15 protein-coding genes are annotated in these 15,918 nt (G+C 48.6%); 5 read left to right on the forward strand and 10 right to left on the reverse strand.

Annotation, left to right across the window (positions count from 1 at the left end):
• Positions 1 to 218 precede the first annotated feature (218 nt).
• The gene (locus FHS16_RS16935) at positions 219 to 1,166 is read right to left on the reverse strand and encodes a helix-turn-helix transcriptional regulator (RefSeq protein WP_183564904.1); all 948 of its coding nucleotides are present in this window, start codon (positions 1,164 to 1,166) and stop codon (positions 219 to 221) included.
• Between the two features lie 120 nt (positions 1,167 to 1,286).
• On the opposite strand from FHS16_RS16935, the gene FHS16_RS16940 reads away from it, so the two are divergent.
• Positions 1,287 to 1,772, forward strand: coding sequence for a DinB family protein (locus tag FHS16_RS16940; RefSeq protein WP_183564907.1), 486 nt, complete (start codon positions 1,287 to 1,289; stop codon positions 1,770 to 1,772).
• A gap of 109 nt (positions 1,773 to 1,881) precedes the next feature.
• Here FHS16_RS16940 and FHS16_RS16945 read toward each other — a convergent pair whose 3' ends face one another.
• A complete protein-coding gene (locus tag FHS16_RS16945; protein ID WP_183564910.1) occupies positions 1,882 to 4,809 on the reverse strand; it encodes a family 78 glycoside hydrolase catalytic domain in 2,928 nt (975 codons plus the stop codon).
• 145 nt (positions 4,810 to 4,954) lie between these two features.
• Between FHS16_RS16945 and FHS16_RS16950 the strand changes: the two genes are divergently transcribed.
• Entirely contained in the window at positions 4,955 to 5,869 is a 915-nt protein-coding gene (locus tag FHS16_RS16950; protein WP_183564913.1) for an AraC family transcriptional regulator, read from the forward strand.
• 61 nt (positions 5,870 to 5,930) lie between these two features.
• Positions 5,931 to 6,125 (forward strand): hypothetical protein, encoded by a 195-nt coding sequence (locus tag FHS16_RS16955; protein ID WP_183564916.1) that lies wholly within the window; start codon positions 5,931 to 5,933, stop codon positions 6,123 to 6,125.
• 153 nt (positions 6,126 to 6,278) lie between these two features.
• On the opposite strand, the gene FHS16_RS16960 is transcribed toward FHS16_RS16955, so the two are convergent.
• The 3 genes from FHS16_RS16960 to FHS16_RS16970 form a co-directional block, all read right to left on the reverse strand.
• Entirely contained in the window at positions 6,279 to 7,028 is a 750-nt protein-coding gene (locus tag FHS16_RS16960; protein WP_183564919.1) for a spermidine synthase, read from the reverse strand.
• Positions 7,029 to 7,067: 39 nt separating this feature from the next.
• Complete coding sequence (locus FHS16_RS16965) at positions 7,068 to 7,475, reverse strand: GNAT family N-acetyltransferase (RefSeq protein WP_312890948.1); 408 nt, start codon at positions 7,473 to 7,475, stop codon at positions 7,068 to 7,070.
• Between the two features lie 103 nt (positions 7,476 to 7,578).
• Complete coding sequence (locus FHS16_RS16970; RefSeq protein WP_183564922.1) at positions 7,579 to 8,025, reverse strand: YhfM domain-containing protein; 447 nt, start codon at positions 8,023 to 8,025, stop codon at positions 7,579 to 7,581.
• A gap of 161 nt (positions 8,026 to 8,186) precedes the next feature.
• Between FHS16_RS16970 and FHS16_RS16975 the strand changes: the two genes are divergently transcribed.
• A complete protein-coding gene (locus FHS16_RS16975) occupies positions 8,187 to 8,855 on the forward strand; it encodes an AlkZ-related protein (RefSeq protein WP_183564925.1) in 669 nt (222 codons plus the stop codon).
• 152 nt (positions 8,856 to 9,007) lie between these two features.
• Here FHS16_RS16975 and FHS16_RS16980 read toward each other — a convergent pair whose 3' ends face one another.
• The 3 genes from FHS16_RS16980 to FHS16_RS16990 all read right to left on the reverse strand — a co-directional run bounded on the left by FHS16_RS16980 (position 9,008) and on the right by FHS16_RS16990 (position 12,468).
• Entirely contained in the window at positions 9,008 to 10,765 is a 1,758-nt protein-coding gene (locus FHS16_RS16980; protein WP_183564928.1) for a methyl-accepting chemotaxis protein, read from the reverse strand.
• 207 nt (positions 10,766 to 10,972) lie between these two features.
• A complete protein-coding gene (locus FHS16_RS16985; RefSeq protein WP_183564931.1) occupies positions 10,973 to 11,776 on the reverse strand; it encodes an AAC(3) family N-acetyltransferase in 804 nt (267 codons plus the stop codon).
• A gap of 5 nt (positions 11,777 to 11,781) precedes the next feature.
• Positions 11,782 to 12,468, reverse strand: coding sequence for a hypothetical protein (locus FHS16_RS16990; RefSeq protein WP_183564935.1), 687 nt, complete (start codon positions 12,466 to 12,468; stop codon positions 11,782 to 11,784).
• 192 nt (positions 12,469 to 12,660) lie between these two features.
• Between FHS16_RS16990 and FHS16_RS16995 the strand changes: the two genes are divergently transcribed.
• The gene (locus FHS16_RS16995; protein ID WP_183564938.1) at positions 12,661 to 13,716 is read left to right on the forward strand and encodes a ParB/RepB/Spo0J family partition protein; all 1,056 of its coding nucleotides are present in this window, start codon (positions 12,661 to 12,663) and stop codon (positions 13,714 to 13,716) included.
• A gap of 59 nt (positions 13,717 to 13,775) precedes the next feature.
• Here FHS16_RS16995 and FHS16_RS17000 read toward each other — a convergent pair whose 3' ends face one another.
• Positions 13,776 to 14,342 (reverse strand): GNAT family N-acetyltransferase, encoded by a 567-nt coding sequence (locus FHS16_RS17000; protein WP_183564941.1) that lies wholly within the window; start codon positions 14,340 to 14,342, stop codon positions 13,776 to 13,778.
• A gap of 177 nt (positions 14,343 to 14,519) precedes the next feature.
• A complete protein-coding gene (locus FHS16_RS17005; RefSeq protein ID WP_183564944.1) occupies positions 14,520 to 15,485 on the reverse strand; it encodes an alpha/beta hydrolase in 966 nt (321 codons plus the stop codon).
• Positions 15,486 to 15,918: the final 433 nt, after the last annotated feature.

The raw sequence follows: 15,918 nt of genomic DNA on the forward strand, positions 1-15,918 counted from the left end.
GAAATGCTCATTACTTGTTATCGCTTTTTCGCTTATCCCGAAGGATTTGCGAGGCAGTTGTTACTCGTTGTTCAGTTTTCAAAGAGCAATCTTTTTCTTTCGTTCCGGTGTATTTCTTGGCCGGAATAAGAATATACCATGGACAAGCACAGTATTGCAAGTGTTTTTTAAATTTATTTCAAAACCACTTCAAACAGTCTGATCCTTTTCAATGGAATCTATACATACTTCGTCATCATCTCCAATAATATCACCTTCATGCTTTCAATTAGTTCAGCTGGTTCCTTCACGGTTGCCTCATTTCCCAAGCCCATAAAAAACTTCGCGTAATAAGGAATGTCTACATGGCGAGCCTTCCCATCCAGCCATCCCGTTCCGTCCTCCCGAACATGAAGCGTGGGCATCGGCCACAACTCAGTCTCGCAGCGCTGCACGCCTTCTCTACTGAGTTCTACGTAAAGCTCGATATATTTCACTTCCGTTTGAAAATAATCATCCCGGTTGCCAAGATGAACCTCCCGGAAGTCCATAGGCACCATTCCGGTTGAATCATACTCGGCTGTTTGGATACGGTCGCACCGAAACAATCGCAGTTCTTTTCGCAAATAACAATAGGCAGGGCAATACCAAAAGCCATTGCTGGCATAAAGACCAATCGGTTGAATCGGCCGGCTCAGCTTTCCCTCACGCGAATCATAGCCAATATGCAGCACCTTTTGATGAATGGACGCTTCAAGCAATATGGATAAAAACGGTACTTCAGAGCTCCTCTCCGGTGTGAAAATATCAATTCTATGCTTCATTTGATCAATTCGGTCGCGAACTTCCCCCGTCATATAGAAGTAAAATTTGCTGAGTGCCGATGCGGCTTCTTCCTTAAACGGAAGATAGGCGTAATGGCGGAGGGCATGGCTGGCGAAAAAAATAGCGACCGCCTCCTCTTCCGTAAACGCAATCGGCGGCAATATTCTCTCCTTTAGCACCTGATAACCGCCATGCGGCCCTACTTCTGAATATAAAGGAACACCGAGCTCACTCAGCTCCTGCAAATCCCTTAAAATAGTGCGCGTAGATACCTCAAACTCCTGAGCAAGCTCTTTGACAGTAAACTTCCGCTTACGGTTAACGGTCATCATCAATTCAATCAGACGCTTCGATTTCGACATGGATATCCTCCATAATTCTTTTTGTATTTATGACAACGATTGTCACTATTATAATCTACAATTAAAACTGAGCCTACTAAGGCGTAATAGGATTTCAACATATGAATGGAGTGAAACCTCATGTCAGCTGTAAATGAAGTCAAAGCTGTGCTGCTAGAAGAATTGGAGCATATCGTCAAAACATCCTCGAATCTCATTCGCAAAATTTCGCCAGAGCATTGGAGCTTCAGACCGCACGCGAATATGAGATCGCTGCTGGAGTTAACCGAGCATCTCGTTTCCGTTCCATCTTCGGATTTGCTCATTTTACAAGAGAACAGCGAAACCGTTATACGCAGGCTGGAAGCCGACATCGCTGAAAACTCGGATATTGAACGCCTTATTGGTTGGATGGCAACCGGCCTCCATGAAGTCAAAAGCTATATGGAGAGTCTTTCCGAGGAAGATTTCCTTCATAAAAGCACAAAGCCCTTCTATCTCGAGCATGGTACTGTACAAGCCAAATGGCTCGTTGAAATAACGACCCATGCGCAGCATCACCGAGCTCAGCTCTTTACGTATTTGAAAATGCAAGGCTACGAGGTTAACATGTTTGATCTCTATTAATCAATCCATACAAATAAGCTCTCCGCTGCCAGAAGGCAGGGAGAGCTTATTTGTCCGCATGGTGAAAGCTTATTTGTTCTTACTATAAAAGGAATCTGCCTTGAACAGCCTATACGAGAAGTTTCTTTTCTCGAATAACGCCGCGGTAGCCCTCCGGAATCCGTATATTTATTTTGACTGACTCGGGATATTGCACAAAAATTTCTATTGTCTCATCCCCCAGTAGCTTCCATGACACATCGATTCGACCTGCATCAGGCAGGGGCACGCTCCCTTTCGCCCATGATAGACCGCTTGGCTCCGGACGAATGTCCACCTCTGACCAGCCAATCGCCGCAATGCGAATGCCGAGCACCTCGTGACCAAGAAAATAAGCCGGTGCTGCCGACCAAGCGTGACAGTGACTTCTAGTCAGCATATTTGGATTAGCTCTATTTTCCGTGAAATTAGGGTACATCTCCCAGCAGGTTGTAGCGTCATGTTCAATCATTTGCCCGAAATTCAAGCGAATATCATCCACGATTGCCGTATTCCGACCGGATTTCGATAGTGCCTCATAATAGAAGAAGGACATGAACGGACTGCCGATTTGAACGAAATGCTCAGGCGCCTCTTCTAAATAACTTTCTACGATATCGCTTCTATCAGCTTGCGCAACCCCAGTCAAATAGGCTACTACCTGCGTCTGCACTGAAAAAATATCCGATCTCCGTCCATCTACATGGACGCAATCCAAATAGGCGGATTGTTCCTCCGACCACAGATGATGATTGATAGCAGCTTGAAGCAGGTTCGCCGCTTCCGTGAAGCGATGGTGTCCATTCGGATCATTTGCGAAGACGGCCATCTCAGCGGCTACGCGCAGCGTTTTTACCAAAAAGCAATTCTGATGCGTCACGATTCCGTCATTCGGCTGATCGATCGGCGACCAGTCTAATAGATTCCAGCCTTTTATCGCAAGAAGGCCTTCTTCATTGATTTCTTTTAGGTAATGCTCCAGCGTAAAACGGATATGCGGATACATCTCAGCTGCAAAGTCCATATCTCCGGTCTGCTCCACGTATTCTCGGCAAGCCATCGCCCAAAAGAATGTCCAGTTCGGGATCACGCTGCTCCAACCGCTTGGTACCTGATCGGCAAATAGCGGCGTTTGATCTTTGGAGCCCGGAACAAGACGCAAGCAGCGCTTTACGATGTCATTAACGCCAAACAAATAGTTGCTTACAAGCGCCTCATTGCGGCTGTCTCCTACCCAGAACACTTGCTCATAGGCCGGGCAGTCCACAAACGTATCTTCCATGCAAAGCTTCGTCGTATGACGGCTAATTTCCCAAATGTCATTAAGCAGCGGATCTGAGCATTGGAAGCTGCCTATTTCAGCAATTGGATAATGATTTGCCATGTAATGAACGTTGATCAGCTTGACCGACCGTCCAGCCTCACGAACCGTCAACATCAAATAACGGAGTCCTCTTCGTATGGGGGATACGTATTGCTGCCTTCCCTCTCTGCACACATAACGAAGCGTATTATCAAGTCCGAACGTATCCTGCCGGTAATCCTCCGTCATATATTCGAATCCGTAGAAATCCAGTATCGTCCCCGCTTCTGCCTCTACTTCAAACGAGAGGTAACCAGTTAGCTCCTTGCCGAAATCAATCACAAGCTCCGTGTCAAAGCCAGGGTAGATCGGAACGATCCCGGCTTCCGCATTCGGAATTACTGCATGTTGCAGCGCTGCCGGGACGGGATGCGGGTTGCTCTCTTTTTTCCAGACAGACAGGCCGAATACATCCGCTTCACTCACATAGCGTTCATCAATCTCGTGGATAAAATCCGAATATGCGGCTAAATCCTCCACAGCAGCTACTTTTTCGATAACCTCTTTATATGTTTTGTCCTCGAAATCAATCTCTCTTGTCGTCTGGTGATCGAGATAAAACGTCGAATCAAATGGTCCAATCGATATAAACGGAGATTTGCTCTCTTGTTGGCCGACTTCCTCTGCTAGCAGCGGACTTCTCCAAGCGATAGCTGATTCGCTGTATAAGCTGACATGCAGCTTGCCCGTATGCATCCGTCCGCTAACATCGATCAACAGCAGGTTATCACCTTTCATGAGCTTAACGGAAGCATATCGTTCCGGCATGGTCCCTGTAAAAAGCTCCTCGCTCAGCTTGTTCCCATTCAGCGATACTGAGCCTACGCATTCTCCTGCAAAAGGTAAGCCTAGTATAATCCCAGTCTCCTCCTCCGCACGGAGGATCGTTGCGGCGTATCCCGTGAATCCAACCACATTGGCGTGATTCTCGCTGCCCGCAACCATATGATTGCGCATATCTATTGCTGTCGAGAGCGTAAAAGACCGAACGCTGTTCATGGACACAATTCGGGAAGGATAGAGCGGATATTCCGCCAGCAAAGGAATATCACGCTCCTTAAGTGACACCCACGGGCCTACCCCCACCTCACCGATAACGCAGGGCTTCTCCCAGCTTTGATCATCAAAGCCGTTTTCGATCCAATGATCCGGCCATAAGCCTGCATTCACATACTCCGAGAAGCCCTGCTGGCAGGACATTCGCGGTGCACGTGTATGATGGCCCTCGTGAATTGACGTTTTCCAAGCATCATCAGTAGCAAGCAGCATCTCGGCACCCGATTCCTGCAGGCTGTCGATCTGTACAAGCAAGCCGCCGCGGCCGCGCAAATAATAGAAGGTCGAAACGCCAAAGTGAAGCACGAATACTGCGATCGTATTGGTCTGCCCCGGAATCAGCAAATGCCCAATATCATAACAATCATAAAACTGCTCAACCGTCCAAGAGCGTACTGGGCCTCTGCCAATCTGCTTGCCGTTTATATAAAGAACATAACGGGAGTCCGCACTAATTCGCAGAACCGTTGGTATCTGCTCCGCAGTGCCTTCAGCTGATTGTGGAGGCACGAAGCTTTTTCGGAAGCAGCGCCATTCATTGCGCGGGCTTTCCTCTTCTCCGCCCCATATCCAGCTCGCATTCCAATTCCTATTGACCATGTGATCCAGCTCCCTCTGTGCCAGCACTCGGCTGCAAGCACGTGCATTCTTTCTCTCATTATAGTAAAATCAATGAACTGAATTACTATTATTCCGGACATTTAATCATTGAAAAACGACATCCGTATAGAGGAGGAATAGGACTTTGGCTACGAAACATTCTCAGTTGTACAAGGTCGAGCAATTTCTTCAAGAAGACGAGTACATCTTTGTAAACCGAGCTGCAGAAAATTTTCATCTCCCGCTCCATAACCATGATTTCATCGAGCTTGCTTATGTAGCAGAGGGCAAGGGCTTTCATCATATCGGAGAAACCGTCGTTTCCGTGCACAAAGGATTGTTGTTTATACTGCCGCCAGGTATATCGCATGTATTCCGGCCATCAACGCCTTCACAAACCAGCCCTCCGCTTATTGTATATAACTGTGTCTTCCGTTCATCTCTGCTCATAATTTTGCGTGATTGGATTGGCGGAGCGCCGCCGATTGCGGATTTACTGGAGCAGCAGCTCACTCACCCAGCGGCGTTCCAACCCCTTTTTGATGACGAAGGTCTCATCGATGCCTTATTCTGCAGCCTGCTTCGCGAGTACAATAACCAGCAAATCGGGTCGGATGCATGCTTGCGGTCACTGCTCGTACAGCTGCTCGTATCTATTCATAGGCTGCTCCAACATGCAAGCAAGCCATCGATCAAGCCGGTTTCCGTCCAGCATATCCTTATCTATATGGAACAGCATGCACACGAAAACTTGACGGTCGGCCAGCTTGCTGAACGCTGCCAGTGGAGCGAGCGGCATTTCGGCCGTGTATTCAAGGCGCATACCGGACAATCCTTTCTTCGTTATCTGCAGCAGCTGCGGATCAAAAAAAGCTGCGTGCTTCTTAGAAGCTCGCAGCAAAAAATCGGTTCGATCGCAGAAGAAGTCGGCTATAAAAATATCGATGCCTTTCTCACGCACTTCAAAAGAATTGTCGGCATGACGCCTCGCGACTATCGCCGCATTGTACAAAATAGGCATGTACCGGATATCTCTGCAGTGGCATTTGACGGACAATGAGAAATACAGTACCGGATATCTCTACCGAGGCATCTGACGAACAAAGGAGAAATATGTTTCTATGAGATGGAAAGTCGTTTTTTATGAGGGCCGTTTTCTCGTCTGCCGCAAAACGTGGCATTCGCCGGAATGGATGGGAATAGACAAAAAGGATATTCGATTACTGGCAATCAACGGGCAGAATCAAGCTGTCGAGGTTTACGCGGATTGCTCCACGAAAGAGCTTGCCAATAAGCTCCTGTTTCACAAGCGGTAGCCTTTTGTACCAGCAAACCTGCTAGCTTCTATCATTGCAAGCGGTAATCTACTGCATTAGCCATTCTTTTTTGCATGAAGATCGCAGCCTAATGAGGCAACAAGCCTACTAAATCTTTTGCATCAAACGAATGAACCTGCTGCCGCAGCTCTCTTAAGCGTCTTGTTTGTCACGCATGACGTAGCCTTCATCCAGTTCAATCTCAAAGAAACCGGCCATGGCCATCGATTCATATGCAATCGGATGATTGCTTGCTGCCAATATAATGTTTCGGGCATCCGCAAGATGCTCCGCTTTAAGGGAGAAAGCTTTAACATACGTGAAAGCTTCTTTGAGCGTCGCGTATACGGCATCGATTAGGGTGTCATTTTTCAGTTTGCCCGTTACATTCAGCAGAAGCATGCCTCTTGCACCGAGCTTCGCCTCAGCCAGCACCATAAACTCTAATGTCATTAAATGATAGGGCGTGCCGGCCTCCGTGAACGCGTCCAATATAATATAATCGAAGCTGCCCTGCTCCTGCTCGCCCAGAAGCAAGCGTCCGTCACCGACTCGTACATTATCCATGTGGTAATGAAAGTACGTTTTGCTTAGCTCGACTACCGCCTCGTCGATTTCCGCTACGACAAATTGCTTATTCGGGTAATGGCCGGGAATTGTCCCGACGCCGTGTCCGATCATAAACACATGATTGAATGCAGGATCGTTTCTCTCCATCAAGTGGATCATCGCTCTTGGATATTCCAGCACGATCCGCTTCGGGTCCTTCAAATCAATGGCGCCCTGTATCGCATGGTCGGAAAATTGCAGGAACCGAAACTTACCGATTTCCCCATAAAGCTGACTCGCTTCATACACGGAAACTTCATGCGTACCGCTCTTTGCCTTTCGTAATAACTGCAATGAATCGTTCTCCTTACGCCTAGTTAGATATTGAACCTATCATGTCTTCTTCTGGAAAGAGGTAATCGACAGCTGGCCTTCCACCAGGAACACGTCCGTTTCCACAAACCCGCTCTGCTTGTAAAAGCTGACGGCCGGAACGTTTTCGGTTCCCGTTGCAACCACAATCACATCTTCTGAGCCCGCTAACCGCTCGACGTAAAGCAGCAGCTCTTTAGCAATTCCTTTTCGGAAATGCTCCGGGTGCACCATCAATCGATGAATGTCGATGATTTCCTCTTCCCGTTTTATCGCGATAGCCCCGCATAACTCACTGTCCAAATAATAACCGTAAAAATCTTCGCCGCAAACGATCAGCGTTTCTACGGTATCCTTTAGCGGAGGCAGCTCCTCAAAGCCGATTAGCTCCGCCTCTACCTTGTAGGATGGCATTTGAATGCCCAGCACGGCCTCCGCAATGCGTGGATCGGTTATATCGATTTTTTTAATCCTATGAATAAAAACACTTCCTTTTAAACTTATTCAGTCAATTTCGCATCTGTCCTCTTTATCATAACGCATTATCGAGACGTGCGTCCGCTTCGACTAGCTGCAGAAGCTCTGCCGTTGCAGCCGTTGTAAGCGCATATCCTTTGTGGGTCTCCTTGGCATTCATAATCATGCCTTGCTGCTCGCTTGGCCCAAGCCATAGGAGATACTTGCGCGCCTCAAGCTGAAGGGTAATCGTGAATGCATAATCAGCCGCACTCACGTTCAAGATGCCGGGAAGCTCCTGAGCAGTTTGGACGGCGCGTTTAAAAGCTTCTACCTGTTCCTTTTCGGAAAAGACAACCGTTTCGTTGCTTCCCCCCGAAATTTTGGCAATGGATATATGGCTTGCCGGAGCAGCTACGACATCCTGTTCGCTCGCAACGATCGGCTTCTTCGCATCCGCTGCGCAGCCGGTTAGCAGGAGCACTGTCGCTGCCATTGCCAAAACCGTATTTTTCACATGCATGCCATCGCCTCCCTTAGCAACCTTATTATGTAAACATTCCTATATATGACGTCAACTCGCTTAAAAAGGTTTCTATCTTATTTCCTTGAATACATCGTGTAAAGCAGGATAGCGTTGGGAATTACTAGAATAATAGAGTAACTTAAATGAGGAGTGAACGCATGAGTATTACAACGTACCCGGAATTCGTGCAACTGGTTGATCAATATAAAATTTTCCCATTTTCCGATCTGATTCCCGATCACCCTTCGCTTACTTCAGTCGCACCAAGCGATAGCTGGCACAAAGATAACGAGCATGATCCTTGGCTGTGGCGCGTCAAGATCGTCAAGGACGAGCATGCGGCATATGGGAAGTTTTTCGGCTCCAAGTTAAGCTTCGTTCAGGTCAGCTTATTCCCTTACATTCCGCTTCTGCTATCGCAAGGGAATAACGTAGAAGCTCGATTTCAAAGCGGTTTATTGTCTCAGCACGCACGGGATATATACCGAATCATCAAGGAAGCTGGCAATATTGACGCTAGAAATTTGCGCAAGGAATCCCGGTTGACCGCCAAGGAGCAGAAAAAGGATTACGAAAGAGCGCTTGTTGATTTGCAAAACTATGCGGATATCGTCATTACAGGAGCTCAGGAGAGTGACATCGAGGGCGGGTGGAGCAGTATGTGTTACGAAACCTCAGAGCATTGGCTCTATGAAACGCTGAGCGACACGCCGGAGGCGCCTCGTCATTTGGCAGAAGCGAAAACGGCTGTCAAAGCGGAACTTGCCGAGGTATGCACGGAGAAAGCGCTCAAATACTTGGATAAAAAGCTGAGGCTTTCCTTATAGCGCATAAATAAAGGGGAAATGCCCGGGTTAGCGTATGCTAACGGGCATTTCCCCTCATTGCTTTTCAAAGCGCAATAGGATCTGATTACGAGCAAGTATGCTTCTACCTTCAATATGCAGATTACGCAGCTTCCTCGCTCGCTTCCACATCTTTACACATTAACCTTTGCGACGGCCTCTCTCATATCCCTTGTGTTCTCGCTTAATAGAGCAGAGGCCTCCTGCACCTGCTTCATCATTTCCAGCTGTTTGGCTGTGAGCGTCTGTATCTGCTCCGTTTGATCGGATACGCCGCTTGCGATATGAGCGATGCTGCTTACCGTCGCTGCGACCTCCTCGGAGCCGGCGGTCAATTGCTCCGTAGCAGCCGATACCTCCATAATTTGCTCGCTTACGAGGCGGAACGATGCCACGGCTTGCAGGAATGCCTCCGCCGCTTCCCCCGATAGCGAAACACCATCATTAATTTCTAGCGAAACCTTTTCCATCTCCGTGCTGATTGTGCCAGACTCCGTTTCGATATTGCCAAGCAGCGTCGAGATCTGCTGCACGGATGCTGCGGAGGCTTCCGCAAGCTTGCGAACCTCCTTCGCCACGACCATGAAACCCGCTCCATGCTCGCCAGCACGCGCGGCTTCTATGGAGGCATTCAATGCAAGCAGCTTGGTCTGGTTGGCAAACTCGCTGACAGAGCCGATAACTAGTCCAATCTGTCCGGTATACTCCTTCAGCTGCCTTGCCATATCGAGCGTCTGCGCTGTTGAAACCGAGATGCTCCTGATCTGGTTATTCAGCTGCTTCATAGCCGTTTCGCCTGATTGCGCGCTTTCAAGCGACTGTACCGCCGCATTGGAGACTGTCGATGACGACTCCGCAATCCTTACAATGCCTACTGCGATCTCTTCCATCGCTAGTGCACTGTCCTCCGCGCTTTTCTTCTGCGCATGCGCGCCTTCATAGATATGCTGCACGGAGCCATTCATCGTTTCGCCCATTTGCAGCATTTGATCCGCATGGCTGGCAAAAGCTTGCGAGGATGAAACGAGCTGCTCTGACGTTTTCCCTACATTCACAACAACGCCGCGAACCCTCTCGTTCAGATTCTCCGACATCGTGAGCATCGCCCTATAAACGGTGCCGATCTCATCCACCGAGGTAACTGGCGTTGCGCGCAAAATCGCATTGGCCTCCGCCAAATCCCCAGATGCCATCTTCTCTGCGCTGGCGGTTACGGTTTGCAGCGGCTGCAGCGAGCGTCTAACGAACCATACAATGGCTCCGATTAATACAAGGGTGATAAGCAGCATCATGATGTACAGAGGCATGCTCTCCCAAATGACATCTGCAGCAAGCTGTTGAAATACGGCAGCATCCGTATCGATGCCAAGCGCTCCAACCACTGTCCCGCTCTCGTTCTTCAATGGAACATATGCCGATAGGTAGGACCCGTACACCGGATTCTCTATAAGAGGCGAGCTTGCGTTTCTTCCCGCCACAACCGCTTCGGCTGCTTCAGCTGGCATGTCAGTGACTTCATCTATCGGCGAAGCGTCGCTAGCATCCTTGGGCAGGCCGTCTATCATAATTCTCGGCTCCAGATTATCCGCAAAGCGGACAAAATAAACATATCTCGCTCCGATTTGTGTACGGAAATGACTGAGTTCTTCTCGAAGAGACCAGTACAGCTCTGTCTCCTTCGGTTCTTTCAGAAACTCGGAAAAACGATCAATCTGCAGCGTAACGGCATAGCTCTCCGCAATTCGGATATTATAGCTGTTAATCGCCTCTTCGACAGCCGATTTGGTCTGTACAACCTGTGTGCCGATATAGCCTGCCGCTATTAGAATCATCACCGCTGTCATCGCGCATAAAATGCGGACAATCAAATGTTTTTTTAATACCGTTACCATAGCTGGTTTCCCCTCTGCTTTGCGCCCATCCTACCAGATTATCGCTCTAAGTAATGGGCTGATGATGGACAATGTTATATCGCTTATCATACCACCATCATTCGACAATAGGGGAAAAATATCCAAACTTTATACCTAATTTTTACTAGTCCTAAAGACTCTTTTTTTACAAGCCCAGACTAGGTTGCATCTTGTCTTAATAAATCGCTAAATCCGATGGCTTTCCATCCATTCGACGGCAAAATCGACCAGCGGTTTCGCTGGCATAAGCTGCGCCTCCGCATGCCCTACCTTCCCTCTGCGAATCAAGCCCGTTTCACGCTCAAATGCTTGCCCCAGCTGTTCAAAATCATCCGAACAGAAATCAATATCCGCGAACGCAGCCCACTCCCTCTTACCTTCTATCCATATCGGCGCCTTGTTGATCATCTCGGCCTTGCCTGCATATTGCGCCCGATATTCCGCCAAATGAAGGGTTGTATTGCGGTCATGTCCTACGCCGAGCAGCAGAATCCAGCCCTCATCCCCATATAAGCGGGCAATTGGCGATTGCTCGCTTAAGCAGTATGCTAGGCTATGATCCGCAGTCATGCTGTCCTTCTTCGCTCCCCAAGCAGCGAAAGACACTTGCGGATGGTCGCTGCGCACGACGCCGCTTTGTTTACGAAAACACTCATTGATCATGCCCATGTTGAAACAAGGCGTGAGATCCGCGGTAAAAGCCGGCATTCCTTTTCTAATCGGCTCCCACCACGATTCGTTGACAGGCGGGTTGCGCCAATTCTCCGGGTCGGATAAGTCTCCGGTATGCGTAGGCATAACAAGCGTTCCGCCATCGCCTAGACAGGCCTCCATTGCCAAAATAACGGCCACCGGCCCACCGGCTACAAATCCTCCAATGGCCTTCATTGAGCTATGCATCAGCACCGTCATGCCGGATACAATGCCTAGTTTTTCGAAATCTGCCTGCAAATTCTCCTGCGTCCATAATTCATCTTGTAGCGGCTCCATATCTCTCACTGCTCATTCCTTTCTTTTTTGAAGGCCAATACTTCCTCCAACCGTTCTGATTTCAGCACCAGCGTTTCCGTATCAAATACAAGAAATACCGGAAACGCATCGATCCGAAATGCCTTCTGCACATCCATTACATAAGCGGGGTCGTGCTCCATCCAGCTATATCCGCCGTTCATTAAAATTCTCGCTTCTTCTTCCTTGAAAGCTTCGAGTGGATAGGGCTGCGATTCGCCTTTCCCATAAACAACCGTTGTTCGCAAATCACCCTTACGGCTAGCCAGCAATCCGGCTCTCATCAAGAGCTCCTCATTCGGCATCGAAAGAATAATGAGCTCATCCGGCGTATCCGTTACCACCTTTGTGCTCGGCGGATTAATCTGCACCTTCTGTCCCAGCCTCAGGTCGACCCAGCCAAGCTTCTCGCCTGCTTCATTCGTAATGGTTGTGCTTTCGAGCACTCGCGCCTCATACTCCGCTCCCCAATCCTCGATAGCTGGCCCTGGCTCATCCCGCTTCGCCCATTCCGAAATATTGAAACGAACCGTCTTCTCCTGCTCATCAAGTCCATCTATGAAACCGATCATTTGATTATCGCGATAATGGCCGTACGGCTTGCTGCTGCAGCTGGTTATCAGCAGCCCTACAGATAATAGAAGAACAATACCCGATCTTTTTAAAGACAGCATCCGCCATCCCCCTTCGTTTATAACTAAAAACGCCGGATAGAGTGCAATTGTTCCATTTTCTTTGAAATCTATACATTTATTTTCCCCGCTGCGTCAATCGTTTCCTCATTCCCGCCCATGCTATATAATAGAACAAGCGAGCAACAAAAGAGAAACGTTGAGCATGGCAGCAAAGCCTTAAGGAGAATTCATATGGATATCATTGAAATCGTTACCGATCTAATTGACGAAGATACCGATCAGCCCAGATACCAATTCGATGAGGAAGCCCTGCAGGAACTCATGAAGAGCATTGATGAGATCGGTTTGCTCTCCCCCATTAAAGTGAGAACGACACCTAACGGCCGATACAAAATCATTTATGGCAACCGCAGATACAAAGCAAGCAAGATGCTCGGCAAGCCGACCATACCTTGCATCGTATCCACCGTTACCGACGAGCTGGAAATTTATTTGGAGCAAATCGCTGAAAACTTGACGCGCGAAGGCTTCTCGCCAATTGAGGAGGCGGAAGCTTTCAACAAGCTGCTGAATGATTCCAAATTCAGAAGCTCCACTAAATTTTTATCAGCCAAGCTCGGCAAGCCTGAATCGTATATTAAAAACAAATGCGAGCTGCTTAAGTTCAGCAATGCGGTTAAAAAGCTGATCGTCGGCGGCACCGAAATCAAGAAGGACAGGCTGACCGAGGATCAACTGCTGCCGCTTAAGGATTTGCCGATGGAGCACCGAGACGCGCTTGCGCTTATTGCAGCAAGAGATGAGCTGCCCGTAAGCGACGTGAAGAAAATAGCAAAGCTGTTCAAAGACAAAACGATCTCTGACAGCACCAAGGACAAGCTGCTCTTCAAGTCCGGAAGCGGATTGATCGAAACCTGGTCGACCCATGAGCAGAACAAAGCAGAACGCGCCAAGCCTGCACCTGAGCCGAAGGCCGCCTTGCCAAAAGCAGAGATGCAGCAAGCACCGCCTCTTCCTGCCGAAGAGCAGAAGACTAGCCGCCTCGCTTCCTCGGCAGCTCCCATCGAGCAAGCGCTTGAGCTGCTGGCTTCGGCCATTCCGGTACATCGCGCATTGACAGCAGAGATGCTTCAATCTGTTGCATCGATTCAAGCAAGCAGGCAGGTTCCGTTCCTGCAAGGAATAGATGTGATCATCCAGCAGCTCGAGAATCATTTGGCTGATTGGCGAAGCGCCCGTGAATTCGCCAGCAGCCGCCTGCAAACCGTCGCATCGTCGGATGATTAGCTTCGGATGCTGAACGCCAACAAAATAGCCAAGCACAGCATAACTGTGCTTGGCTATTTTTATATTAGTTCGTAATGCGCTCTGAACTCATCCTCAAGCATCGACATCGTAATCAGGTCATGATACGCCCCGTTCCAAAACAAAGCGTCCCGTTCTATACCCTCGCGATAGAAACCAAGCTTCTCGTATACATGAATAGCCCGCGGATTGAAAGCATATACGCCAAGATGAATCCGATGCAGCTTCAGCACCAGAAAGCCATAGCGCAGCATAAGAATCATCGCTTCGGTGCCGTATCCGCGTCCGCGATGCTTGGTGCCTTGCAAGCCAATGCGGATATTGGCGCTGCGATTCATGCTGTCAATCTCATTCAGAACTACCTCGCCAAGCAGTTCGCCCGTCTCCTCAAGGATAATGACAAAATCTGCCCGATCATCGTTCATGGCTCCGATTTTGTTTATCCATGCCGCAATAGCATCGCGTGTAAATTCAGTTTGCGAGCCCGTAAGCTCGTTCATCTCTACATCCTGCAAAAAAGCATAATAGGCGTCCAAATCAGACTCCTTTGCATAACGCAATATGATTGGGCTTCCTTCATTGCGAAGCTCTGGCAATGGTTGTGTCATAACCTATTTCTCCGTATTATATGTTATCCATTATTAGCGGAATTTCGTCTTCACCCTAATCGAACGACTAATTGATCTCCGACCGGATAATAATACGTTCCATTATCGAAATAGATACATTCCCATTCCTTATAGGTATTCGAATACGACATGTTGACTGCTTGAATTCGCCATAAATCAAAAGCCTGCCAGACGCAGCAATTCATCAACAACAAGTTGTGGTTGATAGCTGTGTATATAATGGGAGCTGTCTGGCACGATGATTTGCTTGCCGGCAACGGACCAAGAAGGAAGTGCTGCCTCGCCTTCCATCCAAGCTTTATCTTCGGCCAGCTTGCCGAAGTAGTCGGCAGTCAGGACAGTAATAGGGATGTGGAGAGGTTTCCTGCCCGCTAATACGGTATCTGCATTCTCTCGGCTTTGCCTCATTTCATCCCTCATATTCCGGTTCCCCATCTTAAGCAGCACGGCTTTCCGATTTAGCTCCTTTAGCTCCTCCGTCAACAGCTTATCCCCGTTGCTTTGGCCAGCGACCCATCCGGTGAAGCCGTCTAGATGATATAAGGTTCGCAATATGCCCGTTGTTCGAAGAGCGCTGTGTAACCATGGGATAAAAGTAAGCTCCGGGCTCGTATGGTAATATTCCGGGCTCCCGCCTTCAATAAGCAGAATGCCTTTTACTTCATCGGGAAATCGCTGCGCATATCGGATGGCTTCCAGTGAACCAAGGGAATGGGCTGCAAACAGATAAGGCGGCTTCTGCCCGGAGACTTGAAGCAGCTCATGAATTTCGCTCGTAATCGTATCGATATCGCGCTTTCCACCAGTCATATCGCTGTAGCCATAACCGAACCGATCATAGACAGCCAGCTTCACATGCGGTTTTAGATCTTCATACAAGGGGGAGAAATCCGCGTAAGGATTGACGGTCCCCCACCCAGACGCGAACACGACCGTCACATTCCCTGTTCCTTCCGTATAGAGATGCATCTTTTTGTCAGCAACATCGTACCGATTCCCGATAGGGTGGTAGGTTTTTCTGTCTTGCTTCGCTCCGTACCATTGATATATGGTCCCTATACCTGCTAGCGTCACAAGCAAGGCGAGTAGGCTTAGCGTTATTTTTCGAACACGTCTCCACAAGCTCTTCCGTCTCCCTTCAAGCGAATCGTTTCCCGTCCAGAGGCACTTCCTTACAAATATATAGGCATATATTGTAAAATACTACCGCCATAAGCAGGGGCAACTCCCCCGTCTTTGGTCTATTTACGCAGTGGACTATCCTCTACGCCAGACCAAGCTACGCTGCAACTAAACTATCCACTATGCGAGACCAAGATACGCTGCACTTTGTACACTCTACTCGTCGTTTAAGTAACCTCTCTCTTGCTACGCTGTAGTTTCTGCAACAGAATGTCTCATTTCCAGCGATTATTCGCTCATAAACGCGATTCTGTTGCACTTTGTACAACGTAGCCTCCCCCAGTCGGCTGCCATGTCAGGTTTCTATTGCATGAACTGCAATGTACGCTTCATACTACAATCAATTGGTGAGTGAATTATGCCTTTTCGCCCT

This window comes from Paenibacillus endophyticus (assembly GCF_014192395.1).
Lineage (GTDB): Bacteria > Bacillota > Bacilli > Paenibacillales > Paenibacillaceae > Pristimantibacillus > Pristimantibacillus endophyticus.